We start from the raw sequence: 21,231 nt of genomic DNA, 5'->3' as shown, positions 1-21,231 counted from the left end.
AAGCGTGTACATCGCCATAGAAGGCCCTATCGGCGCAGGCAAAACCACCCTGGCCCGGCTTCTTGCGGAAAGGCTTGGGGCCGAGCCCCTCCTGGAGGTGGTGGAGGAAAACCCTTTCCTGCCCCTTTTCTACCAGGACCCCAAGGGCTACGCCTTCAAGACCCAGGTCTTCTTCCTCCTCTCCCGCTACCGGCAGCTTTCCCGCCTGCGGGAAAGGCCCCTTTTCGGCGGGGTGGTGGCCGATTACCTGTTTGACAAGGACGCCATCTTTGCCAGCCTCAACCTGGAGGGCTCGGAGTGGGAGCTTTACCTGGACCTTTACCGAGAGCTATCCCCGAGGCTCCCTCCCCCCGACCTTACAATCTACCTCAGGGCCCCAGTTCCCGTATTACTGGAAAGAATACAGAAACGTGGCCGGCCCTTTGAAGAGGGCATGGACCCCGCCTACCTCGAGGCCCTCTCCCAGGCCTACGAGCGCCACTTCGCCCGCTATCCCCATCCCCTATTGGTCCTCGAGGCGGAGAAGCTCGACTACAGCCGGCCCGGCCCCGACCAGGAGCGGGTGGTGGCCCTGGTAAAAGCCCATCGCCTTCAAGGGGAAGCCCAACCCTAACGCCATGTACCTGGCCATCGCCGGCAACATCGGTAGCGGCAAGAGCACCCTCACCGCCCTTCTGGCCGAGGCTTTCGGGCTAAAGCCCGTCTACGAGGCGGTAAGCGAAAACCCCTACCTGGAGGATTTCTATCGGGAGATGGGGACCTACGCCTTTCACTCCCAGATCTTCTTCCTCTCAAGGAGGGTGCGCCAACACCTTTTGGAGATCAACGGGGCCAAGGCGGTGGTCCAGGACCGCACCGTCTACGAGGACGCTTTGGTCTTCGCCAAGAATCTCCACCGGGAAGGCTATTTGGAGGAGCGGGACTGGCGGACCTATATGGATCTTTTCCATAGCGTAGCCCCTGCCCTCCGCAAGCCCGACCTTCTCATCTACCTCCGGGCCAGCCTCCCCACCCTGAGAAGGCGGATAAGAAAGCGGGGCAGGCCCTTTGAGCAAGGCCTTCCTGACAGCTACCTCCTGCGGCTTAACGAGCTTTACGAGGAGCTCATCGCCTCTTGGGACCTCTCCCCCATCTACGTGGTGGAGGCGGACCGGATAGACTTTGTGGAAAAGGAGGAGGACCGCGCCGCTTTGCTCGCCGCCTTACGCCCCCGGATCCAACCATGACCCTGGAGGAACTCTTCGCCCCCTATGGCCTGAAGGCCCCGCCCCTGAAGGCCCTGGGCCTGACCCAGGATTCCAGGCGGGTAGCCCCGGGCTTCGTCTTCGTGGCCATCCCCGGGGTGCCCCTTCCCCACCGCAAGCCCTTGGACGGGCACGACTTCATCCCTGAGGCCCTGGAAAGGGGGGCCATCGCCGTGGTGGGGGAAAGGGAGCTCAGCCTTCCCGTCCCCTACCTGAGGGTGAAGGACGCCCGCAAGCTCCTGGCCGAACTGTCCCGCCGCTTTTATGGGGAACCCGACCGAAGGCTAGACCTCCTAGGGGTCACGGGTTCCAAGGGCAAGAGCACCACGGCAAGCCTCCTCCACCACCTCCTGCAGACCGGGGGGAAAAGGGCCGCCCTCCTCTCCACGGTGGGGCTCAGGCTGGGGGAGGAAACGCGTGCCCCCATCGGCCACTTCACCACCCCCGAGGCCCCGGAGGTCTACGCCTTCCTCCGGGAGGCCGCGGACCGTGGGCTAGAGGCCGCCATCCTGGAGGTTTCCAGCCACGCCCTGGCCCTGAAACGGGTGGAGGGGCTTTCCTACCGGGTCGGGGTCTTCGTGAACTTCTACCCCGACGACCACCTGGACCTGCACGGCACGGCGGAAGCCTACTTCGCCGCCAAGGCACTCCTGGTGGAGCGCTCAGAGCTGGCCATCCTCAATAGCCGCCTGCCCCACCTAGACCGCCTCCCCCTTCGGTCCCGCCTGCTTTTCGGCCCCGGCGGGGAGGTGTGGGGGGAGGGTCTAAAGGAGGGGGAAGAGGGCCTGCGCTTCACCCTTCGCACCCCCTGGGGCTCTGGGGAGGCCTACGTCCCCCTACTGGGCGCCTACAACCTGGATAACGCCCTGGCGGCAAGCGCCGCCGCCTTGGCCTACGGGCTTCCCCTGGAAGGGGTGCTTCAGGGCCTCGCCACCTTCCCCGGGGTTCCGGGACGCATGGAGGTGGTGCAACGGGAACCCTTCCGGGTGGTCATAGACTTCGCCCACACCGGGAAGAGCCTGGAAGAGGCCCTAAAGACCTTACGCCGGACCACCCGGGGGAGGCTTCTTCTGGTGGTGGGGGCCGCCGGGGAGCGGGACCCCAAGCGGCGGGAGGACATCGGCCGGGTGGCGGCGAGGCTCGCCGACAAAACCCTCTTCACCGAGGAGGACCACCGCACGGAGGACCTCATGGCCATCCTCGAGGCCCTGGCCCAGGCCGCCAAGGAGGAAGGGGGCCTTTTTGAGGTGATACCCGACCGCAAGGAGGCCATTTTCCGCGCCCTCTCCGAGGCCCAAGAAGGGGATACCGTCCTCCTGGCCGGCAAGGGGCACGAGGCCACCTTAGAGCGGGGCACCTTGGCCCTCCCGTGGAACGAGAAGGAGGTGGTCCTGGAAGGGCTTAGGGCCTTGGGCCTAGGTGGAGGCGACCACCCCTAGGGAGGCCAGCCATTCCGCAAACGCCCTAAGGCCCCGATGGTACATGGCCTCCCGCTTCTCCCTCTTCCCCATCCTCCCCTCCACAGGGGGCACCAGGCCCCAGTTGGCGTACATGGGCTGGAAGCCCTGGGGGTTGGCGGTGGCCAGGAAACGGACCAGCCCTCCCAGCATGCTCTCCTCCGGGGGAACCACGGGCCTCAGCCCCAGCGCCCGCCTGGCAGCGTTCAGCCCCGCCAGAAACCCCGTGGCGGCGCTTTCCAGGTAACCCTCCACCCCCGCCAGCACCCCGGCAGCGAAGAGGCCTTCCTCCTCCTTGAACTCCAGGGTCTCCCGCAAGAGAAGAGGGGCGTTTAGATAGGTGTTGCGGTGCATCACCCCGTAGCGCACGATCTCGGCCCCTTCCAGGCCCGGGATCATCTGAATAAGCCGCTTCTGCTCGGGCCACTTGAGCCCGGTTTGGAAGCCCACCAGGCTCCACATCCGCCCCGCCTTGTCCTCTTGGCGAAGCTGCACCACGGCAAAGGGCTCCTTACCCGTCCTGGGGTCTTTAAGGCCCACCGGCTTCATGGGGCCAAAGAGGAGGGTCTGGTAGCCCCGGCGGGCCAGTTCCTCCACCGGCACGCAGGCTTCAAAAAATTCCCGTTTCTCCCACTCGTGGGGGACGTGCTCCTCCGCCTGCAAGAGGGCCTCATGGAAGCGCCGGTACTCCTCCTCGGTCATGGGGCAGTTCAGGTAGTCCGCCTCCTGAGCGTAGCGCCCGGCGCGGAAGCACTTCTCCAGGTCTATGCTCTCGTAAAGGACGATGGGGCTTGCCGCATCAAAGTAGCTGAGGAAATGGTCGCCAAAGCGGCGCCGGATGGCCTCGGAAAGGGCATCGGAGGTAAGGGGTCCCGTGGCCAGAATGGCCGGGCTTTCGGGGATCTCCGCCACCTCCTCCCGCACCACCTCCACCAGGGGGTGCCGGGAAAGCTTTTCCGTAATGTACTGGCTGAACTCCTCCCGGTCCACGGCCAAGGCCCCACCTGCCGGCACCCGGGCCCTATAGGCCGCCTCCATCACAAGGCTCCCCGCCTGGCGCATCTCCGCCTGGAGGAATCCCTTGGCGTTGGCAGGCCCCTCGCCCCCCAAGGAGTTGGAGCAGACGATTTCCGCCAAGTACCCCGTGGCGTGGGCCGGGGTCATCCTTTGGGGGCGCATCTCATAGAGGCGTACCGGCACCCCAAGCCGCGCCAGGGTCCAGGCGGCCTCGCTTCCCGCCAGGCCCCCACCCACCACCGTTACCCGATCCATCTTTTAGATGCTACCATCCGCAGGCCCTTGGGAAAAGATGGCCTAGTGGGTAGAATGGCCCTATGACGGCGTGGTACCGGTTTGCCGCGGAAATCCATAGGACATTTCCCCTATGAGCCTAGCCAAGCGCATCATCCCCTGCCTGGACGTCCACGCGGGACGCGTGGTAAAGGGGGTAAACTTCGTCAACCTCCGCGACGCCGGGGACCCCATAGAAGCCGCCCAGGCCTACGACCAGGCGGGGGCCGACGAGCTGGTCTTCCTGGACATCTCCGCCACCCATGAGGAGCGGGCCATCCTCCTGGAGGTGGTGGCCCAGGTGGCGGAACGGGTCTTCATCCCCCTGGCCGTGGGGGGTGGGGTACGTTCCTTGGAGGACGCCAGGAGGCTCCTTCTGGCCGGGGCTGACAAGGTGAGCGTGAACTCGGCTGCCGTGAAACGGCCCGAGCTCATCCAAGAGCTGGCGGAGCATTTCGGTTCCCAGGCGGTGGTCTTGGCCATTGATGCCCGCTGGAGGGGGGATTTCCCCGAGGTCCATATCGCCGGGGGACGCATCCCCACCGGGCTTCACGCGGTGGAATGGGCGGTGCGGGGAGCTGAGCTTGGCGCTGGGGAGATCCTCCTCACCAGCATGGACCGCGACGGCACCAAGGCGGGCTACGACCTAACCCTTACCCGCCTGGTGGCCGAAGCGGTGAACGTGCCGGTGATCGCCAGCGGCGGGGCGGGAAACATGGAGCATTTCCTGGAAGCTTTCCTGGCCGGGGCTGATGCCGCCTTGGCGGCCAGCGTCTTCCACTTCGGGGAAATCCCCATCCCAAAACTCAAGGAGTTTTTGGCCCAAAAGGGCCTGGAGGTACGCCTAGATGGACCTATCCCAGGTGAAGTTTAGCCCAGAGGGCCTGGTGCCCGTGGTGGTCCAGGACGCCAAGACGGGTGAGGTCCTGACCCTGGCCTACGCCAACCGGGAAGCCCTGGAGGAAACCCTAAGGACCAGGCGGAGCACCTTCTATAGCCGAAGCCGAAAGGCCCTTTGGCGCAAGGGGGAGACCTCGGGGAACATCCAGGAGGTGGTGGAGGTCCTCTTAGACTGCGACGGGGATGCGGTGGTCTACAGGGTCTTGCCCCATGGCCCCGCGTGCCACACCGGGGAAAGGAGTTGCTTCCACCGCCCCCTCCTTCCGGGAAAGCCCAGCCTGGGCTTTGTCCTGGCCCAGGTCTACGCCACCATCCAGGAGCGCCTAAAGACCCTCCCCGAGGGAAGCTACGTGGCCAAGCTCCACCAAGCGGGCCTAGACCGCATCCTGAAGAAGATCGGGGAGGAGGCCGGTGAAGTGATCCTCGCCGCCAAAAACCAAAACCCTGAGGAGGTGCGCTGGGAGGCCGCGGATCTCCTCTTCCACCTCCTCTTGGTGCTGGCGGAAACTGGGGTCAGCCTCGAGGACCTGGCCCAAACCCTATGGCAACGGCACCGCCCTAAGCCAGAACCCGGTGCCGCCTCCTAGGCCTATATGATGGAAGCATGGAAATAGAACGCCGGCTGGTCCTCGAGGTGGTGCGGGTTACCGAGCAAGCCGCCCTTGCCGCAAGCCGCCTGGCGGGCAAGGGGGATAAGGACGCCGTGGACGAGGCGGGAACCCAGGCCATGCGCCGGGTCCTGAACGAGCTTCCCATCAAGGGCACGGTGGTGATCGGCGAGGGGGAGATGGACGAGGCCCCCATGCTCTACATCGGGGAGGTGCTGGGCCAAGGCGGGGTGGAGGTGGATATCGCCGTGGACCCCGTGGAGGGCACCACCACCGCGGCCAAGGGCCTACCCAACGCCGTAACCGTCATCGCCATCAGCGAGAGGGGCGGTCTCTTCCACGCTCCCGACATGTATATGGAAAAGCTAATCGTGCCTCCCCCCGCCGCCGGGCTGGTGGATCTTTCCTGGCCCGCCTCCGCCAACCTCAAGGCCTTGGCCTTGGCGCTTGGGCGTGCGGTGGAGGACCTGGTCATCGTGGTCCTGGACCGCCCACGCCACGAGCGCCTCATCCGGGAAATCCGCGAGGCCGGAGCCCGGGTCAAGCTCATCTCCGATGGCGACGTGATCGCCGCCCTGGCCGCCGCCATCCGGGGCACTGGAGTCCATGCGGTGATGGGGATCGGTGGGGCCCCAGAGGGAGTCTTGGCCGCCGCCGCCCTCAAGTGCCTGGGTGGGGAGATCCAGGCCCGCTTCACCCCGCAAAACGAGGAGGAGCGGGCCCGGCTAAAGGCCATGGGAGGGGACGAAAACCGCATCTACCGCACCGAGGACCTGGCCCCGGGCAAGGAGATCGTCTTCGCCGCCACCGGCATCACCGATGGGGACATCCTCCAGGGGGTGCGCTTCTTCGGGGGCGGGGCCCGCACCCACTCCATCGTTCTAGGGCACACCACCCGCACCGTGCGCTTCATAGACTCCATCCACCTCTTTGAAACCGGAGCCCGGGTCACCATCCGCGTGTAGACTAAGGGCGTGCCCCGGAGGTACACCCAAGAGGAGGCCCTCAGGCTTGCCCTGGATTTCTTCCAGGAAGATGAGCTAAGGGCCTCTGTTTTCCTGAACCGCTATGCCCTAAGGGACCCGGAGGGTAGCCTCCTGGAGGCCACCCCGGAGGAGATGTGGCAGCGGCTGGTCCAGGGGGCTACCCGGGTGGAAAAGGGAGCCAAGCGGGAGTTTTTCTGGCTCTTCTCCGATTTTCGCTTCGTCCCCGGAGGCCGTATCCTCTTCGGCCTAGGCAACTGGCGCCGCTCCACCCTCTTCAACTGCTACTACATTCCCATCCGGGAGGACTCGGTAAAAGGGATCACCCGCTTCCTGGACGAGGCCGCCCGCACCTTTGCCTACGGGGGTGGGGTGGGCACCAACGCCGATGTCCTAAGGCCTAAAGGGGCCAAGGTGGGCAACGCCGGGGTGGAAAGCTCGGGGGCGGTGAGCTTCATGGAGCTCTTTTCCACCCTGGCGGGGGTTATGGGGGCTAGCGGAGGCCGGCGAGGGGCTCTGATGCTCACCTTTTCCGACCGTCACCCAGATCTCCTGGAGTTCCTCCAGGCCAAAACCGATCCCGAGCGCAGCCGGGTGCGCCACGCCAACATCTCCCTAAGGGCCACGGACGCCTTCTTGCAGGCCGCCTTAGCCGATGAACCCTGGCCCCTTTCCTTCACCACACCCCGGGAGCACGTGGCCCGTACCATCCGGGCCAAGGAAGCCTGGGACACCCTGGTGGAGGCCGCCTGGCAAAGCGCCGAGCCCGGCCTCCTCTTCTGGGACCGGGTGCGCACCTGGGCCACGGCCCAGTACGGGGGGATGGAGGTGGAGGGGGTCAACGTCTGCGGGGAGGTGCCCATGGAGCCCTACGGGGCCTGCAACCTGGGAAGCCTGAACCTGGCCGCCTTCGTGCAGGAACCCTTTGGGGAAAGGGCCCGCCTGGACTGGGCTGGCCTCGAGGAGGCCACCCGCTTGGCGGTGCGCTTTTTGGATGCCGTGGTGGACCTGGGAAAAAACCGCCACCCCCTAAGGGCCCAAAGGGAAGCCTCCCTGAGAAGCCGGAGGATCGGCCTTGGGGTGATGGGCCTAGCGGACATGCTGGCCATGTTGGGGCTTCCCTACGGCTCCCAGGAAAGCCTAAGGCTTTCCGAAGAGGTCATACGGCGCATCAAGGAAGCCGCCTATTGGGAAAGCACCCGCTTGGCCCGGAAAAGGGGTCCCTTCCCAGCCTTTGACCCCAAGGAGCACGTGCAAAGCCCCTTCATCCAGGCGTTGCCCGAAGCCCTGGTGCGGGAGATAGAAAAGGGCCTTAGGAACGCAGCCCTCATCTCCATCGCCCCCACGGGCTCCATCTCCATCCTGGCGGGGGTGACGAGCGGCATTGAGCCCATCTTCGCCCTCACCTACCTGCGGCATGCTGGAGGGCAGGCGTTTTTGGCGGAGCATCCCCTTCTTGTACGGTACCGCCGGGAAAAGAAGGGGGCGATACCGGACTGGCCCACGGCCCATACCGTGGATCCTTTCCAAAGGGTGCGCCTCCAAGCCCTTTTGCAGCGCCATGTGGACCAGAGCATCTCTTCCACGGTGAACCTCCCCCAGGAAACCCCCAAGGAGGTGGTGGAAGGGCTTTTCCTCACCGCCTGGAAGGAAGGGTGCAAGGGGATCACCGTCTTCCGGGAGGGAAGCCGGGAGGAGGTGGTGGAACCCTTACCCCCGGTGGGGGTCTGCACCTTCTGCCAAACGGCATGACCCGCTACCGCATCGCCACCAAGCCCTATCTTCCCTATCCCGGGGAGCGCCTGGCCCGAAGGAAGGGCCTAGGGGGTGAGTTTTACGAGCTTCGCCCCTACGCTCCCGGGGACGAGGTGCGCAAGGTCCATTGGCGGGCCTATGCCAAGACCGGCAGGCTCTATACCCGCCTAGAAACCGCCCCCGAGCGGGTCCGTTTCCGCATCCACCTGGACGAAAGCGAAAGCATGCGCCTCTTTGGCAAGCTGGCCTATGGGGAAGAGGTAGCCAGGCTCCTTCTAAAGCTCGCCCGTCAGGAGGACGCCTTCGCCCGGCTGGAACGGGGAAGGCCAGAGGCCTTCCGCCGGGGCCCTGGGGTCTTGGTCCTCATCACCGACGGCCTGGACCCCCTCCCCTGGCCCAAGATCCTCCCCCGGCGGGTGGTCTTGGTCCAGGTCCTGGCACCTGGAGAAGTATCCCCACCCCTCGAGGAGGCCCTTCTAAGGGACGTGGAAACCGGGGAAACCCTTCCCGTGGGGCCAGAGGAGGCCTGGGCCTACCGGGAAGCCCTGGAGGCCCACCTGAAGGCCCTTCGCCTCCTGGCCCTCCTCAGGGGCCGGTACGCCCTCCTTAAGGTAGGCGAACCCCCCTTGCCCGCCCTCCTGCGGCAAGGGGTGGTGGAGCCCCTTTAGGGCCCTTTTTCCCTTCGCCAGGTCCTGATGAACCCCAGGGAAGGGCCTCTCCGGAGGGCTTTGCGCCAAGGTGGGGTGGGATGGGGACGGGGGCCACCCTACCGGGGAAGATCCCCGGTACGACCCTGGGCATCCCAGGCCACCATCCCGTTTAAGGAATCTGTAAGGCCCCCTGAAGAGGATGGAGGCAGGCAGGGGCACCGAAGACCCCTGGCCTTACGGAGGTAGGTATGGGAAAAATCCGCAACCTGGCCTTTTTAGCCCTAGCCCTAGCCGCCTGCAGCATCCCTTTTAGCTACCCGGTGGACGCCCTGCCCTACCTGGAGAGGGAAGGCACCTTCCAGGTGGGGCAAGGGGGGGATTAACCCCAACCCCAAGACCCTGGGGCCGGCGGAGATAACCTGGAACCCCGACCCCCGGGTGAACCTCACGGGGGCCAGCCTGGCCTACACGGTCTGCTTTGCCTCCCAAACCCCAGGGGCCACCTTCGCCGGCACCTTGAGCTACACCGCCTATCTGGGCGGCAGTGCCAGCGACCTCTTCAACGAGGCCAACCGCCTGGCGCAAGGGAGTAAGGATGTGTCCCTGCTCAACCAAGGCGAAGTGTGCCTAGAAGAACAGGGCAACCTGACGCCCGGTCAGCTCACCGCCATCCAAAGCGGTACCTTCTACGCGGGAGCCCAGATCTCGGGGGATGCCACCAGCAGCCAAGAGGCCACAATCGGCTATAGGTTGGTGCTTTTCCGGATAAACCTCTCGGGCTCCGTTCGTCCCTAGGCGAAATGGGTAAGGGCTAAGCCGAACCCCCTTCAAGCCCTATGGGGGCCTTGGGAGGGGGGGATGAACTCCGTAAGGCCCAAGGCCCTTAACCTTTCCGGGTCCACGCCCCCCTCCCCCCACCCTGCAAGCCGCCAGTAGGCGCGCACCCCTTCCCGGAAGGCCTCGGGGTCCAGATGGGCCTCGAGGTTGCCCTTCCGAAAGGGCTGGAAGAAGCGCTCGGGCAGGCGGTCCTCCTCCGGCTTTATGCCCTCCCGAAGGTTAAAGAGCCGGGTGAGCTGCAAGGTCCTCTCCCCCACCTCCAGCATCTCCATAGGGGTAAGGCGCCAGCCCGTGGCCGCGTAAAGGGCTTCCTGCCACTCCTCCGGGGTCCAGGGGACGAAATCGCACATCACCAGGCTGTTCACAAACCCCCGTTCCCGGGTCTTGGTCCAGAGCATGCGGATCTTGGCCTCGGAAAGGTCTTCTATGGGAAGCGGCGCAAAATCCTCCCCGTAGAAGCGAAGCTCCTTCAGGGCCTTCCCCTCCTTGGCGAAGGCGGTGTCGTGCAGGTTGTGGTTATGGTCGGCCCCCGTGGGGCTCACCGCATACCCCACCCCTAGGGCCCGCTTGTACCGGGGGTCGTGCATGGGCACCTCCTGGCCCTTCACCTGCATGGCCAGCTCGGGATGGCCGATGGCCTCCGCCAGGCGCCTCGAGCCCAGGGCCAAAAGCTCCCCAAGCCGCCCCTCCTTGCGGGCCAGCTTCTCTATGGCGGCGATCAAGGCACCCCCGTTGCCGAAGCGTAGCCCCAGGCCCTCGTCGTCCAGATACCCCTTCTCCACCGCCTCCATGGCACAGGCGATGGTGACGCCCACCCCGATCACGTCCAGACCGTACTGGTTGCACAGGGTGTTGGCCTTGGTCACGGCATAGGGGTCCGTGACCCCACAGGTGGAACCCAAGGCTCCAAGTCCTTCGTACTCCGGCCCCCCGTACTCCGGGCGCACATCGTACTTGCCCGTGCCCTCAATCCTCACCACCTGCTTGCAACGGATGGCGCAAGCGTAGCAGGTATCCCGGCCTATGCGGATGCCTAAGGTATCCAGGCTGGTGCCATCCAGGGCCTCGGCCCCTTCCAGGTAGCCGTCTATAAAGTTGTGGCTAGGGAGCACTCCCCTCAGGTTAAAGGGCTTCACCGTGCCCACGGTACCCATGGTGACCAGACCCGCCGCCCTTTCCATGCGCTCACCCGCCATGCGCCGGGCCAAGGCAGTAAGGAGGGCGGGGTCGTGGTAGGAAGGCCGGGTATCCTTCCTGGCCCGGGCGGAAACCGCCTTGAGGCGTTTAGCCCCCATCACCGCCCCCAGGCCCCCCCGCCCGGCAAAGTGGGCCAGGTCGTGGATGATGTTGGCGGTGAGCACCCGGTTTTCCCCGGCGATCCCGATCTGGGCGATGCGGGTAGAAGGCCCGTGGGCTTCCTTAAGGAGGCCTTCTACCTCCAGGGGGTCCTTACCCCAAAGGTGGGATGCGGAATGGATGGCCACCTGGCCCCCTTCCACATGCACGTACACGGGCTCTTCCGCCTGGCCCAGGACCACCAAGGCGTCCAGGCCAGCGTTTTTCATCTCCGCGCCGAAGAACCCACCCGCCTCCGCATCCCCGTATCCCCCCGTCAGGGGACTCTTGGCGGCCACGGTGTTGCGGCCCGAGCCGGAGATGGGGGTACCGGTGAGGATACCGGGGGCGAAGACCAAGGCGTTTTTCGGGCCCAAGGGGTCTGCCCCTTTGGGCACGTGCTTTAGGAGGAGGTAGGCGGCAAGGGCCCTGCCCCCCAGGAACCGCTGCCAGAAGGCCTCGCCATAGCGCTCATACCAGATCCGCCCCGTGGAGAGGTCCACGAAGGCCACGCGGTCGTGGTAGCCCTTAGACATAGCCAAAGTTTACCCCCTGAGGCCTGAGCCTCAGGGGGAGGGGAATCCTTAGCGGGTCTTTCCCGCCAAGAGGTCTTCGGCCAGCTTCTGGGCCTTGTCCAGAGCCACCTTGGGATCCGCCTTGTTGAGGATGGCCTCCTTGATGGCCTGGCCTAGGATATCAAAGCGGATCTGCTCCCACTCGGCCAAAGCCGGCTCAAACTTGGCGTAGCGGCTTTGGCGCACGATGGTACCAAAATCAGGGTTATCGGCCACATGGGTCTGGTACACGGGTTCCTTCAAGGCCGCCTCGGTCACCGGCACGTACCCGGTGGCGGTGGCGAACACCGCCTGGGTCCTGGGGGAAAGGACAAACTGCAGGAAGTCCTTGGCCACCGCCTGCTCCTCCTTACCCGCCTGGCGGAAGACCACCAGATTGGTACCCTGGACCAAGCCGAAGCCCGGCTGGCTGGAGGTGCGGCCTGGCAAGGTGGCCACCCCCAGGTCAAACTTGGCCCCCTGGCGGTAGTAGGTGTAGCCGGCAGAGGTATCCACGCTGAAGGCGTAAGGACCCGAGCCCAGGTTCTGGTTGATGTACCCCGAGGTGATGGCCTTGGCCCACCCCTCCTTCACCCCGCTTTGCAACAGGGTAAGGGCCTCCACCGCCTCCTTGGAGTTCAGGATCAGCTTGCCGTTTTTGAGGTAGTTTCCTCCCAGGTTAAAGAAGAAGTAGGCGAAGGTGGAGGCATCGGGCTGGAACCAGTACACAGGACCCCCTTCCGCCTGGGAAAGCTTCTTGCTGGTGGTCACGAACTCGTCCAGGGTGGTGGGGACCTTCGCTCCATGCTTCTTTAACAAGTCCTTGTTGTAGTAGAGGACCTGGATGCTCTTGTTGAAGGGGACCCCATAGACCACCCCCCCGAAGCGCACGGCGTTCAGGAAGGGTAGGTTGACGCCCTGGAGCCTCACCCCCAAGGACTCAATGGGCAAAAGGGCCTTGGCCTCGAGGTACAAGGCAATGTTGTTCTCATAGGCCTGGGCCATGGCCGGCACCTTTCCCGCGGCGAAGGCCGCCTTGATCTTGGTGGAAAGGTCCCGGTACCCCCCTTGGGGCACGGGGCGCACGCACCGGCCCTGCTGGGTCCTGTTGAACTCCACCACCAGGTTCTCCAAGGCGGCCTTGGGGGCTCCGCCGGTGAAGCCATGCCACAGCTCCGCCACCACCTTGGCCTTGGCGCACTGTTCCTTGATAACCTCCTCGGGCTTGGCCTGCTGGGCTAGGGCAACACCCAAAACCGCCAATAGCAAGAGCGCTTTTCGCATACGCAAACCTCCAAGGAAGAGTATATGCCCTCCCTGGTCAAGCCTCGGTCAGGCTACTTAAGGCCCGACCGGGCGATACCCTGGATGAACTGGCGCTGGGCGAAGAAGTACCCCAGGATCACGGGGAGGATCACCAAGGTGCTGGCCGCCATCAAGGCCCCGTAGTCCGACCCGGCCTCGGAAACAAAGGCCTGCAGGCCCAGCTGTACCGTGCGCATCTCCGGGCTTTGGGTGACGATGAGGGGCCAAAGGAGGGCGTTGTAGGCCCCCAGAAAGGTGAAGATGCCGTAGGACACCAATCCCGGAAGGCTCAAGGGCAAGGCAATGCGGAAGAGTTGGGTCAAGTAGCCCGCTCCATCTATCCGGGCGGCATCAAAAAGGTCCTGGGGTAAAGAAAGGTAAAACTGCCGGAGGAGAAAGATGCCAAACACCGAGGCCAGCCAGGGCACGATGAGGGCGTAGTAGGTGTCCAACCAGCCCAGCCTGGCCAGAAGCACGTAGTTGGGAATGAGGAGCACCTCCCCCGGCACCATCATGGTGGCCAGAATGAGAACAAACACCGCATCTTTGCCCGGGAAAGGGATCCGGGCCAAGGCAAAGGCCGCTAGGGCCGCCAAGAAAAGGCCCACCGCCACTTGGGTGAGGGCGGTGAAGAAGCTATTGAAGAAATACCGGCCCCACGGAGCCGCATACCAGGCCTCGAGGTAGTTGTGGAAAAGGTAGCCCAAGGCCCCAGGCACCGCATTCACCCACTCCAGCCGCCAGTCCTCCCCCTGGGAGCGGAGGGCATCGGGAGGGAGGGGAGGGTTCAGGGGTGCCTCTTTAGGCCAAAGCACCACCAGGGGCAAAAAGCGAAAGGCCTCCCCTGTGGTGTTGGTGAGCCGCACCCGCCAGGCCCCCTCCCGATAGACCACCTCCACCCGGGTGCCATCCGCCCGGGGGTCAAAGAAGGCCCCAGGGGTGCGGGGTATGAAGGCCTTGGGCGGCCGCCCCTTTTCTCCCGGGAAAACCAGTTCCACACTTCGGCCAGGCGCCAGCCCTCCCCCAAGCGGGCTATCCCCGAGCCTAGCCGCCTTAAGCCAGTTTCCCGGCTTCATGCGCTCGGGAACCCAGATGGGCTTGGCCTGAAGGGCCTCTTGCGGGCTTTTTAGGCTGGTGGCCAGCATCCAGTAGAAGGGAAAGGCCATGATAAGCCCTCCCCCCAGGAGGACCAGGTGCACCAACAGGGAGGTGGGTCTAAATCTCATAGTTCACCCGCCTTTCCAAAATCCGCCTCTGGATCAAGGTGAGCCCCAGGATCAGAAGGAAGGTTACCATGGCGATGGCGCTGGCGTAGGAGAAGTCCGAGTCGCGGAAACCTTTGTTGTAGAGGTAAAAGGCCAAGGTCAAGGTATCCTGCAACACCCCACCCGTGGGCGTGAGCACATAGACCTGGGTGAAAACCTGAAAGGCCCCGATGAGCCCCAGGGTAAAGAGAAAAAAGGTGGTGGGGGAAAGAAGCGGCCAGGTGATGAGCCGGTGCTTCTGCCAGAAGCTCGCCCCATCCAGCTCCGCCGCCTCGTAGTACTCCTTGGGGATGGCCTGGAGCCCAGCCAAAAGGATCACCACCTGGTAACCCAGAAAGTGCCAGACGCTCATGACCATGATGGCCACAAAGGCCAGGCTGGGTCCCGCCCAAAAGCCCTGGACCTGGACCCCAAGGGGCTCGAGGAGAAGGGCGAAAACCCCCTTCGGGGTGTTCAACCAATCCAGGCCCGGGGTGCGGAGAAGCCAGTTAAGAAAACCAAACTCCGGGTGGTAGATCCAACGCCACACCGCCGCCGCCGCCGTGAGGGCCGTGATGTAGGGAAGAAAGTACAGGGTGCGATACAGGCCCAAAAAGGCCACCTGGGTATTCAGGAGAATGGCCACCACGGTGGCCAGGAGAAGACCCACCGGCACGGTAAACACCACGTACCAGAAGGTGTTTCCCAAAGCCCTCCAGAAAAGCGGGTCCTGGAGAAGGATACGGTAGTTTTCCAGCCCGGAAAACGCAGCGGGGCGCAGGAAGTTGACCCGCTCAAAAAGGCTTAGGTAGAAGGCGTAAAAGGTGGGAAAGACATGCCAGATGAGAAGAAGGGCTAAGGCGGGCCACACCAAGGCCCAGCCATACAAGGCGCCCTGCTCCTTCTCGCTCAAACCCCGGCCAAAGATAAGGGCGAAGAACAAGGGCACCAAGAAGGCCGCCGGTGGGAACCAGTAGGCCATCAGGCCAAGGGCCAAGAGGGCGTGGCGCCAGCCAAAGCGAACCCCCCAAAGGACCAAAAGGGCATACAGCCCAAGCCCCACCACCACCCAAGCCTGGGGGAGAAACCCCAGCCGGGCCGCATAGACCCCTAGACTCAAAAGCGCTCCCCAGGACAAGACCGCATGTAGGGGAAAGGTCCGCATCCCGTGCCGGAGTATATAAGATGGAGGCGTGTGGACCCTCACCCTGGACACCGCCACCCCTTACCTCTCCCTAGGCCTTTTCCGGGGCGACGAGGGCATTGGCCGGATCGTGCGCCTAGGCAGGAAGCATGAGGAAGCGCTTTTTCCCATCTTGGACGGGCTTCTCGGCAAGGTGGGGGCGAGGAAGGAGGAGATAGGCGCCGTGGTCCTGGGAGAGGGTCCCGGGTCGTACACAGGCCTTCGCATCGCCTTAGCAGCGGGCTTAGGTATCGCCATGGCCCACGGGGCCCAGGTGTACGGGGTGAGTTCCCTCCTCGCCGCCTGCTGGCCCTTCTTGGAGGAAGGCGGCCCTCCCCTCACCGCCCTTTTCACCGCGAGAAATGGGCTCTACTATGGGGCCACCTACGCCAAGAAGGAAGGCAAACCCTACCTGATCCAGCCTCCCAGGAAGTTCAAGGCCCAGGACCTACCCCAGGGCAGGCTCCTTCTGGACACTCCCCCTGACCCCAGGGCCCTCTACGAGCTTTTACCCTTTGCCCAAAAAGGGGTGGAGCCGGCATACCTGTAAGGGGCTCAGCGCAAGAAAAGCCTTAGTCCCTTCCTGACCTCCCGGTCTCCCTGCCTTGCCACCACCTCGAGCCTCAGCCCTTTTGCCAAAGAGGGGCCTAAGGGCTCCGCCAGGCGCACCAGGGCATCGTCCAGGACGAACTCCCCCTCATACACCCTATCCCCTATAGGGGCTAGGGCCAAGGCATCACCCGTGGGTAGAGGGTTCATTTGGGGCGTAGGGGCCCCGAAGCGGAGGAAGACACCCTCTGCGGGAAAGCGAACCCTCGCCGTAACCTTCACCTCCTCTCCGGGGGAAGCCCTGGGAGGAGTCAAGGTCACTTCCAAAAGCTCCCGTCCCTCATCCAAAGGAAGAAGGAGTTCCCGGGAAAAACCCAGTTCTCCCCGTAGCCTTAAGGACAGCGTCCCTTTGGCTTCCCAAGGAACCTGAAAGGTAAAGGTATGGGTTCCGTCCCCCTTGGGGTCCCCTGAAAGCACCTCTTCCCCCGTGGAAAGCCACAGCCTACCCTTTGCCCCGCTAACCTCCAAGCGGACCTCCTCTCCCGGAGCGGGTCTATTTGGGAAGAAGCGCACCGCTATGGGGAAGGCTACATCTCCTATAACCTCTCTTGGCTTGAGGCGGAAAGAAAGGGTCAGGGGGGTTCCCTCTAGGGGGAGGAGAGCCACCTCCTTAGGGGAAAGCCCCGCCACCTCCCCCTCTGGCGAGGCCTCAGGGAAAAGCCGGTAGCTCCCCGGGGGAAGGACCGCCTGGCCCCCGCAGGCCACATAGGCGGTAACCTGCCCCACCACATAGGCCCCCTTTCCGCCTTCTCCCGTGCAGGCGAGATGGATGCGGGAAGCGGGCGGAAGGGAAACCGCCAAGGGAACCCAGGGAGGGGGGCCCACTTCCACCTCCAAGGGGAAGGCCAAGGCATCCGGAGGAGGTAGGATGCGCACCCTCCCTCCCCCTCGGGGGAGAAAGATGCGGAAGCGCCCCTCGCTATCCGTAAGGACGGAAGCGCCTTCTGCCCTTACCTCCGCGGAGGCCAGGGGCTTCCCCAAGAGGTGCACCTCGCCCTCTAGAGGTAGCCGATCGTAACCCCCAAGGGCCCAGGTGACCTCGGGTGGAACGGCGAGGCTAAAGGCATACCGGCCCTCCAGGCCCAGGCGGCTGCCCTCAGGCGCCCAACGGGCTTCTAGACGAAGGCCATAGGGGCCCTCCTCCCACCTGAGGGTACCTCCTAGCTCCAGGCGGGAGGAAAGCCTACCCTCAAGCCAAAGGTCCATCCTCTCCATTCGCCCGTTAAGTCCCACCCCTAGGGCGTTTTCCCCACCCAGGCTTGCCGTAAGGCTAAAGCGGGTGCCGGATGTCAGAGGGAGGGAGAGGTTACCCGAAAGCCTCCCCCCTCGAGGGTCCAGAAGGGCTTCCACCCGGTAGCCCACTTCCCCGAGGCTTCCCCAGTGGGCCCCCCTCAGCCAAGGGACAGGGTAGGGGCTTGCCTCTAGGCTATACCCCGGCAGGCTCCCTCCCAAACGCAACCCCCCTTCCCAGGCCAGGAAATAGGCGGGCTCTCCCCCCCTCTCTAAGCGGAAGGAGGGGGCATGGCAGAGGGGGTTAAACCCGCACCCCCCCTGGACGGAGAGGCCCAAGGCCGCATAGCCAAACCGGAAACGTTCCGGAGTCACCTCCAGGCGAAAGGCCTCCATACCGGGGCTAACCCACTCCCCCTCTAGGCGCATGGGGTAACCCATGGCCAGGCGCCAGGGGCCCTCAGCGTAGGAGACCCCAAAGGTGGGACCGCTTCCTGCCGACAAACCCCAGGGTCCCAAGCCTAGCCTGAGGTTTCCCCTGAGGCCCATTCCTCCCCCTTCTACCTTGAGGGCCAGGCTCGCATCCCGGGCCAAGGGCCCCTCCAAGGACAAGGTGCCGCTAAGCCCTGGGTAGCCCAAGGCGAGGCTCCCGAGAAGCCGGTAAGGGGGCGGGCTTCCCCCCGGGCCTTCCACCTGGACCAGGTACCTCTCCTTGCGGTCCCCATAGGCGATAAGGAGAAGAAGGGTGCCGCTTTCCCGCAAGGGGAAAGTCACGGCCTTTTCCTCACCAGGCTCTAGCTCCACAGCCTGAGAGGGGAAGTAAACCTGGCTCTCGGGGGCCGAAGCCAGGGAAACCCTTAAGGGTACATTCCCCCTGTTGGCCAGAAAGACCGAAAGGGTCCCCTGGGCCCGCGGGGGTATGTTAAGGAGAAGGCGTTCTATCCTTTTCACCTCCACGGGCTGGCACAGGGTGGTCTCTTTTACCCACGCGCAGACGGGGTAAACGCCTGGGGGAAGGGTGGGGGGGGCTTCCAGGACCACTAGTGCCAGGCCTTCCCCCACCTCGGGCAAGAGCAGGGGGCGGAAAGGCCCCGTTTCCCAGGATAGAGCTCCCTCTACCCCGGAAAAGGCCAAGGTAAAAGCCTCCCCCGGCGCCACGGAGCGCCCAAGGGCAGAGGAGAGGAGGAGGACGGCCAACGCTAGCCCCGAAAGGGTTTTCATCTAGTCCCTGTCTAGCCTATAGGTTACGGTAATCCACCCCGAGGTGGGCAAAGTGGCAAAGGTATCCTCCGGGGAGAGGTATAGGAAAAGGTAGATGTCAAGGATTGCGGTGGTGTTCCGAGGGACGCTGGCAAGCCCCATCCTGTCAGGAATGCTGGCCAAGGGGGTGGGGCTTGGCACATGAACCGTGACCCCCGCCCCCGAAACCGTCTGGACCATGGCATAGAGGCGGGTATAGGGGTCCAGGGGGAAGGAGGGAGCTTGGCTCAGGCTTTCGATGCGGAAGCAATAGGTCTGATCTGCCCCACACGCGGTACCCTTACCCCCCTTTTTTCCCGTGGTTACGGTGCATTGCACCCGGTAACCCACGCCTCCCACCACCCGGGTGGGCAAAAATAGTGAAGGCCCCGTATCAAAAATGTGGAGGTAACCCGCAAGGTTGGCTACCGGATACCCACCTTGCACCGTGAGGGGACCGGGACTGGAGAAGTCAAACACCACCTCCTGGGCGTCGCAACTCACCTGGGCAAAGGCCAAAGAGGCCAGGAGGGGGAAAAGCGCTAACGCTAAGGCACGCGCCATCTTCCCTCCGCGGCATAGCGCCCATAGGGGCTCTCCAGGAGGAGGACCACCCGGTACTCCCCGGAAGGAAGGGGAGTAGGAGGCTCCAAGAGGACTCGCCTACTCCCCGAAGGCCAAACGGGGAGGTCCTCGAAGGAGAGGGTGGCCACCTCCTGCCCAAGGGGGGTATAGACCTGGGCTCTTCCCGTCAACCGCTGGAGCACATTGCCCGGGTTTTCCAGGAGGAGGGGCAGGGCCGCTCCTTCCCCTCCCACCTTAGCCCTAAGAAGGGGCTTTTCCGTGCCCCTTAAGGTCACGTAAAGGGCCAGGCCCAGCTCGGGCCTTACCTGGAGCTGGACCCCACCCCTCTCCATGGGGCGCACCCCCCCGCTGAAGACCACCAAACAGCTTAAGGTCCCCTCCCCCTCGGGGGCTTTTCCCTCCACCCGTACCTCCTTCTCCCCCAAAGGGGGCAGGGTAAAGGCGGTGGGGACCACCCGCAAGGAGGCGCAAAGGGGTCCCCCTGTGGGCGCTACCTCCACGAGGGAACCGTCCTCCAGGAGGCGGAAGGGGCTAAGGCGCACGGAGAGGGCCTCCTCCTTAGGAAGCCCGTTTTTCAAGGTTACAGAAAAGGAAAAAGCCTCCCCAGGGAGGAGGAAGAGCTCCATCCGGGCAGGGGAAAGGGTAAGGGACACCTGGGCCAAGGCCAGGCCCGAGAACAGGATGGGCAAAAGGATTTTGCAGGCATCTCTCATGGCTTTAGAGTTTAAGTCCCCCGGGATTTGGAGAATCCCAGGGGCGGGAGACACCGCCACCTCCTTAGGGAGAGGTGAGGGTGTAGGTGATGGTGATGTATTCGTTCAGGCCAGAGGTGGGGATCTCGTCGTTGATGTCCATGGTGAAGAGGTAGTAAAGCTTGTAAACCGATTTACCCGAACCTCCGGAGCCCGCGCCGATGAGGGTGGAAACAGCCGTGATGGGCGTAGGAACGGTAGTCTGGGACCCGCCTTTGCCGCTCACCTTTTCGGCGAAGACCTTAACCCTGTTATTGCCCAGGCTGAGGGAGCCCGACACCGATGGGGTCACGGTCCACACCGCCTGGTTGGAGAGGATGGTCATGGTGCCGTAATCGTTCCCCCCAGCCCCCGTAAGCTTGGTGGGGGCAAAGTCCTGGGTACCGCTACCGGTGTCCAGGAAGGCCTCGTAGTTGCTCCAGCTAGCCTTAGGATAAGCCGTGCCCCCCACGCTTACGGTCCCCGAGGCCGCGGTGTCCCCGAAGTCGAACAGGTAGTCGGTGGCGTCCAGGGTCAGCTTCAGGAATTTGGGGATGAAGACCGTAACCGTGTGGTTGTCTGTGTCCTGGGCCAGGGCCAGACCTGCCAAAAGAGCCATAAGGGCTGCCAGCCTGCGCATATGCACCTCCTCTAGGGGCCGGTTGCGCCACTGGCTCCCCCCAGTCCCTTGGCGCCCATCTTGGGAAACTGGGGCTCCTAGCCTCCCCAGCGACTACGTTTAAACAGGTGTGTGAAAGCCGTGTGAAAACCCCTCGCTACTGCCCCGTTGCCCGCAGCTGCACCTGCCACTGGGCCCCTGGGGGAACCTTTAGGGGAATCTCCCCGCGACCCTTTCCCTGGAAAAGCTGACCGGCCTCTAAGCCATTTCCCCAAGGGATCAGCCAGAGCTCCCAGCGGGTGTTAGAAAGCACCCGGAGGGTATAGGTGCCAGGTCCTAGCGTAAGCTCCCCTTGGGGCATGGCCTCTATGCGGAAACTAACCGTGCTGAGTTCCACCACCTCCAACCTTAGGATAGGGGGAATCCGAATCCCCACCCCGTGGCTATCCCCCGAAGAAAAGCCCCCTGCAAGGCCAGGATGAGAAGCCCATAATGCCACCATCAGCACCCACAAAACCGCAAATCTACGCATACCCACCTCCCACTAGGGGAGAGGTGGCGCAAAAAGCCGTAAGAAAAGGAAAGCGAACGTTCGGCCGGTTGCGCCACTGGCTCCCCGTGTCCCTTGGCGCCCATCTTGGGTCCCACGGTTCATCGCCTCCGAACGCCCTAAAAACCTTAGGGCCAGGCTTGGGCACCTGGCCGGCAAGGGCAATAATCTAAAGTTGGAGACAGATTCTTATGCCCTCGGCCGGTTGCGCCACTGGCTCCACCTGCCCCAGGCGCCCAACTGCAGGACAGGCTTCTTCGCCTCCGAGGTGCCTATTGGGGAGCGGCTGCTCCCTAACAACCAGTATAGCACAAGAAGGCCTC

General features: G+C 64.0%; 21 protein-coding genes and 3 riboswitches. Of the genes, 11 read left to right on the top strand and 10 right to left on the bottom strand.

Annotated features, from left to right (window positions below; genetic code table 11):
* The first annotated feature begins 4 nt into the window (after window positions 1–4).
* From L0D18_RS06805 to L0D18_RS06795, 3 genes are read left to right on the top strand one after another with little or no spacing between them, the layout of a single operon-like run.
* The gene (locus tag L0D18_RS06805; protein WP_243028129.1) at window positions 5–613 is read left to right on the top strand and encodes a deoxynucleoside kinase; all 609 of its coding nucleotides are present in this window, start codon (window positions 5–7) and stop codon (window positions 611–613) included.
* A gap of 4 nt (window positions 614–617) precedes the next feature.
* Window positions 618–1,226: a deoxynucleoside kinase gene (locus L0D18_RS06800; protein ID WP_243028128.1), complete on the top strand. Its 609-nt coding sequence runs from the start codon at window positions 618–620 to the stop codon at window positions 1,224–1,226.
* The gene (locus L0D18_RS06795; RefSeq protein ID WP_243028127.1) at window positions 1,223–2,683 is read left to right on the top strand and encodes a Mur ligase family protein; all 1,461 of its coding nucleotides are present in this window, start codon (window positions 1,223–1,225) and stop codon (window positions 2,681–2,683) included. Before L0D18_RS06800 ends, L0D18_RS06795 begins: the two co-directional genes overlap by 4 nt.
* Here L0D18_RS06795 and trmFO read toward each other — a convergent pair.
* On the bottom strand, window positions 2,660–3,973 hold the full coding sequence (gene trmFO / locus L0D18_RS06790; RefSeq protein ID WP_243028126.1) for a methylenetetrahydrofolate--tRNA-(uracil(54)-C(5))-methyltransferase (FADH(2)-oxidizing) TrmFO: 1,314 nt from the start codon (window positions 3,971–3,973) through the stop codon (window positions 2,660–2,662). The two genes, L0D18_RS06795 and trmFO, sit on opposite strands and share 24 nt — an antisense overlap.
* A gap of 112 nt (window positions 3,974–4,085) precedes the next feature.
* Between trmFO and hisF the strand changes: the two genes are divergently transcribed.
* The 7 genes from hisF (at window position 4,086) to L0D18_RS06760 (ending at window position 9,682) form a co-directional block, all read left to right on the top strand.
* Window positions 4,086–4,865: an imidazole glycerol phosphate synthase subunit HisF gene (gene hisF / locus L0D18_RS06785; RefSeq protein ID WP_243028125.1), complete on the top strand. Its 780-nt coding sequence runs from the start codon at window positions 4,086–4,088 to the stop codon at window positions 4,863–4,865.
* Window positions 4,840–5,478 (top strand): bifunctional phosphoribosyl-AMP cyclohydrolase/phosphoribosyl-ATP diphosphatase HisIE, encoded by a 639-nt coding sequence (hisIE, locus tag L0D18_RS06780; protein ID WP_243028124.1) that lies wholly within the window; start codon window positions 4,840–4,842, stop codon window positions 5,476–5,478. Before hisF ends, hisIE begins: the two co-directional genes overlap by 26 nt.
* Window positions 5,479–5,495: 17 nt before the next feature.
* Window positions 5,496–6,464, top strand: a complete 969-nt coding sequence (glpX, locus tag L0D18_RS06775; RefSeq protein WP_279232264.1) for a class II fructose-bisphosphatase — start codon at window positions 5,496–5,498, stop codon at window positions 6,462–6,464.
* A 9-nt stretch (window positions 6,465–6,473) separates the two neighbouring features.
* Window positions 6,474–8,234 (top strand): adenosylcobalamin-dependent ribonucleoside-diphosphate reductase, encoded by a 1,761-nt coding sequence (locus tag L0D18_RS06770; protein WP_243028123.1) that lies wholly within the window; start codon window positions 6,474–6,476, stop codon window positions 8,232–8,234.
* Window positions 8,231–8,905, top strand: a complete 675-nt coding sequence (locus L0D18_RS06765; protein ID WP_243028122.1) for a DUF58 domain-containing protein — start codon at window positions 8,231–8,233, stop codon at window positions 8,903–8,905. Before L0D18_RS06770 ends, L0D18_RS06765 begins: the two co-directional genes overlap by 4 nt.
* 230 nt (window positions 8,906–9,135) lie before the next feature.
* On the top strand, window positions 9,136–9,270 hold the full coding sequence (locus L0D18_RS11905; RefSeq protein ID WP_279232263.1) for a hypothetical protein: 135 nt from the start codon (window positions 9,136–9,138) through the stop codon (window positions 9,268–9,270).
* A gap of 55 nt (window positions 9,271–9,325) precedes the next feature.
* Window positions 9,326–9,682 (top strand): hypothetical protein, encoded by a 357-nt coding sequence (locus L0D18_RS06760; RefSeq protein ID WP_243028121.1) that lies wholly within the window; start codon window positions 9,326–9,328, stop codon window positions 9,680–9,682.
* A gap of 32 nt (window positions 9,683–9,714) precedes the next feature.
* On the opposite strand, the gene L0D18_RS06755 is transcribed toward L0D18_RS06760, so the two are convergent.
* From L0D18_RS06755 to L0D18_RS06740, 4 genes are read right to left on the bottom strand one after another with little or no spacing between them, the layout of a single operon-like run.
* Window positions 9,715–11,595, bottom strand: coding sequence for an aldehyde ferredoxin oxidoreductase family protein (locus L0D18_RS06755; RefSeq protein ID WP_243028120.1), 1,881 nt, complete (start codon window positions 11,593–11,595; stop codon window positions 9,715–9,717).
* 48 nt (window positions 11,596–11,643) lie between these two features.
* Entirely contained in the window at window positions 11,644–12,897 is a 1,254-nt protein-coding gene (locus L0D18_RS06750) for an ABC transporter substrate-binding protein (RefSeq protein ID WP_243028119.1), read from the bottom strand.
* 53 nt (window positions 12,898–12,950) lie between these two features.
* Window positions 12,951–14,144: a carbohydrate ABC transporter permease gene (locus L0D18_RS06745; protein WP_243028118.1), complete on the bottom strand. Its 1,194-nt coding sequence runs from the start codon at window positions 14,142–14,144 to the stop codon at window positions 12,951–12,953.
* Window positions 14,134–15,327, bottom strand: coding sequence for a carbohydrate ABC transporter permease (locus L0D18_RS06740; protein WP_243028117.1), 1,194 nt, complete (start codon window positions 15,325–15,327; stop codon window positions 14,134–14,136). The genes L0D18_RS06745 and L0D18_RS06740 overlap by 11 nt, the downstream gene beginning before the upstream one ends.
* Before the next feature lie 28 nt (window positions 15,328–15,355).
* Between L0D18_RS06740 and tsaB the strand changes: the two genes are divergently transcribed.
* The gene (gene tsaB, locus L0D18_RS06735; RefSeq protein ID WP_243028116.1) at window positions 15,356–15,895 is read left to right on the top strand and encodes a tRNA (adenosine(37)-N6)-threonylcarbamoyltransferase complex dimerization subunit type 1 TsaB; all 540 of its coding nucleotides are present in this window, start codon (window positions 15,356–15,358) and stop codon (window positions 15,893–15,895) included.
* A 5-nt stretch (window positions 15,896–15,900) separates the two neighbouring features.
* Here the strand turns inward: tsaB and L0D18_RS06730 are convergent, their stop codons facing one another.
* The 5 genes from L0D18_RS06730 to L0D18_RS06710 all read right to left on the bottom strand — a co-directional run bounded on the left by L0D18_RS06730 (window position 15,901) and on the right by L0D18_RS06710 (window position 20,755).
* On the bottom strand, window positions 15,901–18,405 hold the full coding sequence (locus tag L0D18_RS06730; RefSeq protein ID WP_243028115.1) for a hypothetical protein: 2,505 nt from the start codon (window positions 18,403–18,405) through the stop codon (window positions 15,901–15,903).
* Window positions 18,406–18,987, bottom strand: a complete 582-nt coding sequence (locus L0D18_RS06725; RefSeq protein WP_243028114.1) for a hypothetical protein — start codon at window positions 18,985–18,987, stop codon at window positions 18,406–18,408.
* On the bottom strand, window positions 18,972–19,721 hold the full coding sequence (locus L0D18_RS06720; RefSeq protein ID WP_243028113.1) for a COG1470 family protein: 750 nt from the start codon (window positions 19,719–19,721) through the stop codon (window positions 18,972–18,974). The genes L0D18_RS06725 and L0D18_RS06720 overlap by 16 nt, the downstream gene beginning before the upstream one ends.
* A 64-nt stretch (window positions 19,722–19,785) precedes the next feature.
* Window positions 19,786–20,379, bottom strand: coding sequence for a hypothetical protein (locus L0D18_RS06715; RefSeq protein WP_243028112.1), 594 nt, complete (start codon window positions 20,377–20,379; stop codon window positions 19,786–19,788).
* A gap of 7 nt (window positions 20,380–20,386) precedes the next feature.
* Window positions 20,387–20,473, bottom strand: a riboswitch (cyclic di-GMP riboswitch).
* A gap of 42 nt (window positions 20,474–20,515) precedes the next feature.
* Window positions 20,516–20,755, bottom strand: a complete 240-nt coding sequence (locus tag L0D18_RS06710; protein ID WP_243028111.1) for a hypothetical protein — start codon at window positions 20,753–20,755, stop codon at window positions 20,516–20,518.
* 188 nt (window positions 20,756–20,943) lie between these two features.
* Window positions 20,944–21,029, bottom strand: a riboswitch (cyclic di-GMP riboswitch).
* Window positions 21,030–21,098: 69 nt separating this feature from the next.
* Window positions 21,099–21,182, bottom strand: a riboswitch (cyclic di-GMP riboswitch).
* Window positions 21,183–21,231: the final 49 nt, after the last annotated feature.

Source organism: Thermus albus (assembly GCF_022760855.1).
Lineage (GTDB): Bacteria > Deinococcota > Deinococci > Deinococcales > Thermaceae > Thermus > Thermus albus.
This window is presented reverse-complemented; position numbering and strand designations above follow the sequence as displayed.

What these genes read in the sequence shown, in the direction of transcription:
- L0D18_RS06765 (WP_243028122.1), top strand. Translation starts at nt 8,231, where the DNA reads ATGACCCGCTACCGCATCGCCACCAAGCCCTATCTTCCCTATCCCGGG.
- L0D18_RS06800 (WP_243028128.1), top strand. Translation starts at nt 618, where the DNA reads ATGTACCTGGCCATCGCCGGCAACATCGGTAGCGGCAAGAGCACCCTC.
- L0D18_RS06740 (WP_243028117.1), bottom strand. Translation starts at nt 15,327, where the DNA reads ATGCGGACCTTTCCCCTACATGCGGTCTTGTCCTGGGGAGCGCTTTTG.
- glpX (WP_279232264.1), top strand. Translation starts at nt 5,496, where the DNA reads ATGGAAATAGAACGCCGGCTGGTCCTCGAGGTGGTGCGGGTTACCGAG.
- L0D18_RS06755 (WP_243028120.1), bottom strand. Translation starts at nt 11,595, where the DNA reads ATGTCTAAGGGCTACCACGACCGCGTGGCCTTCGTGGACCTCTCCACG.
- L0D18_RS06795 (WP_243028127.1), top strand. Translation starts at nt 1,223, where the DNA reads ATGACCCTGGAGGAACTCTTCGCCCCCTATGGCCTGAAGGCCCCGCCC.
- L0D18_RS11905 (WP_279232263.1), top strand. Translation starts at nt 9,136, where the DNA reads ATGGGAAAAATCCGCAACCTGGCCTTTTTAGCCCTAGCCCTAGCCGCC.
- trmFO (WP_243028126.1), bottom strand. Translation starts at nt 3,973, where the DNA reads ATGGATCGGGTAACGGTGGTGGGTGGGGGCCTGGCGGGAAGCGAGGCC.
- L0D18_RS06750 (WP_243028119.1), bottom strand. Translation starts at nt 12,897, where the DNA reads ATGCGAAAAGCGCTCTTGCTATTGGCGGTTTTGGGTGTTGCCCTAGCC.
- L0D18_RS06725 (WP_243028114.1), bottom strand. Translation starts at nt 18,987, where the DNA reads ATGGCGCGTGCCTTAGCGTTAGCGCTTTTCCCCCTCCTGGCCTCTTTG.
- hisIE (WP_243028124.1), top strand. Translation starts at nt 4,840, where the DNA reads ATGGACCTATCCCAGGTGAAGTTTAGCCCAGAGGGCCTGGTGCCCGTG.
- L0D18_RS06715 (WP_243028112.1), bottom strand. Translation starts at nt 20,379, where the DNA reads ATGCGCAGGCTGGCAGCCCTTATGGCTCTTTTGGCAGGTCTGGCCCTG.
- hisF (WP_243028125.1), top strand. Translation starts at nt 4,086, where the DNA reads ATGAGCCTAGCCAAGCGCATCATCCCCTGCCTGGACGTCCACGCGGGA.
- L0D18_RS06720 (WP_243028113.1), bottom strand. Translation starts at nt 19,721, where the DNA reads ATGAGAGATGCCTGCAAAATCCTTTTGCCCATCCTGTTCTCGGGCCTG.
- L0D18_RS06730 (WP_243028115.1), bottom strand. Translation starts at nt 18,405, where the DNA reads ATGAAAACCCTTTCGGGGCTAGCGTTGGCCGTCCTCCTCCTCTCCTCT.
- L0D18_RS06745 (WP_243028118.1), bottom strand. Translation starts at nt 14,144, where the DNA reads ATGAGATTTAGACCCACCTCCCTGTTGGTGCACCTGGTCCTCCTGGGG.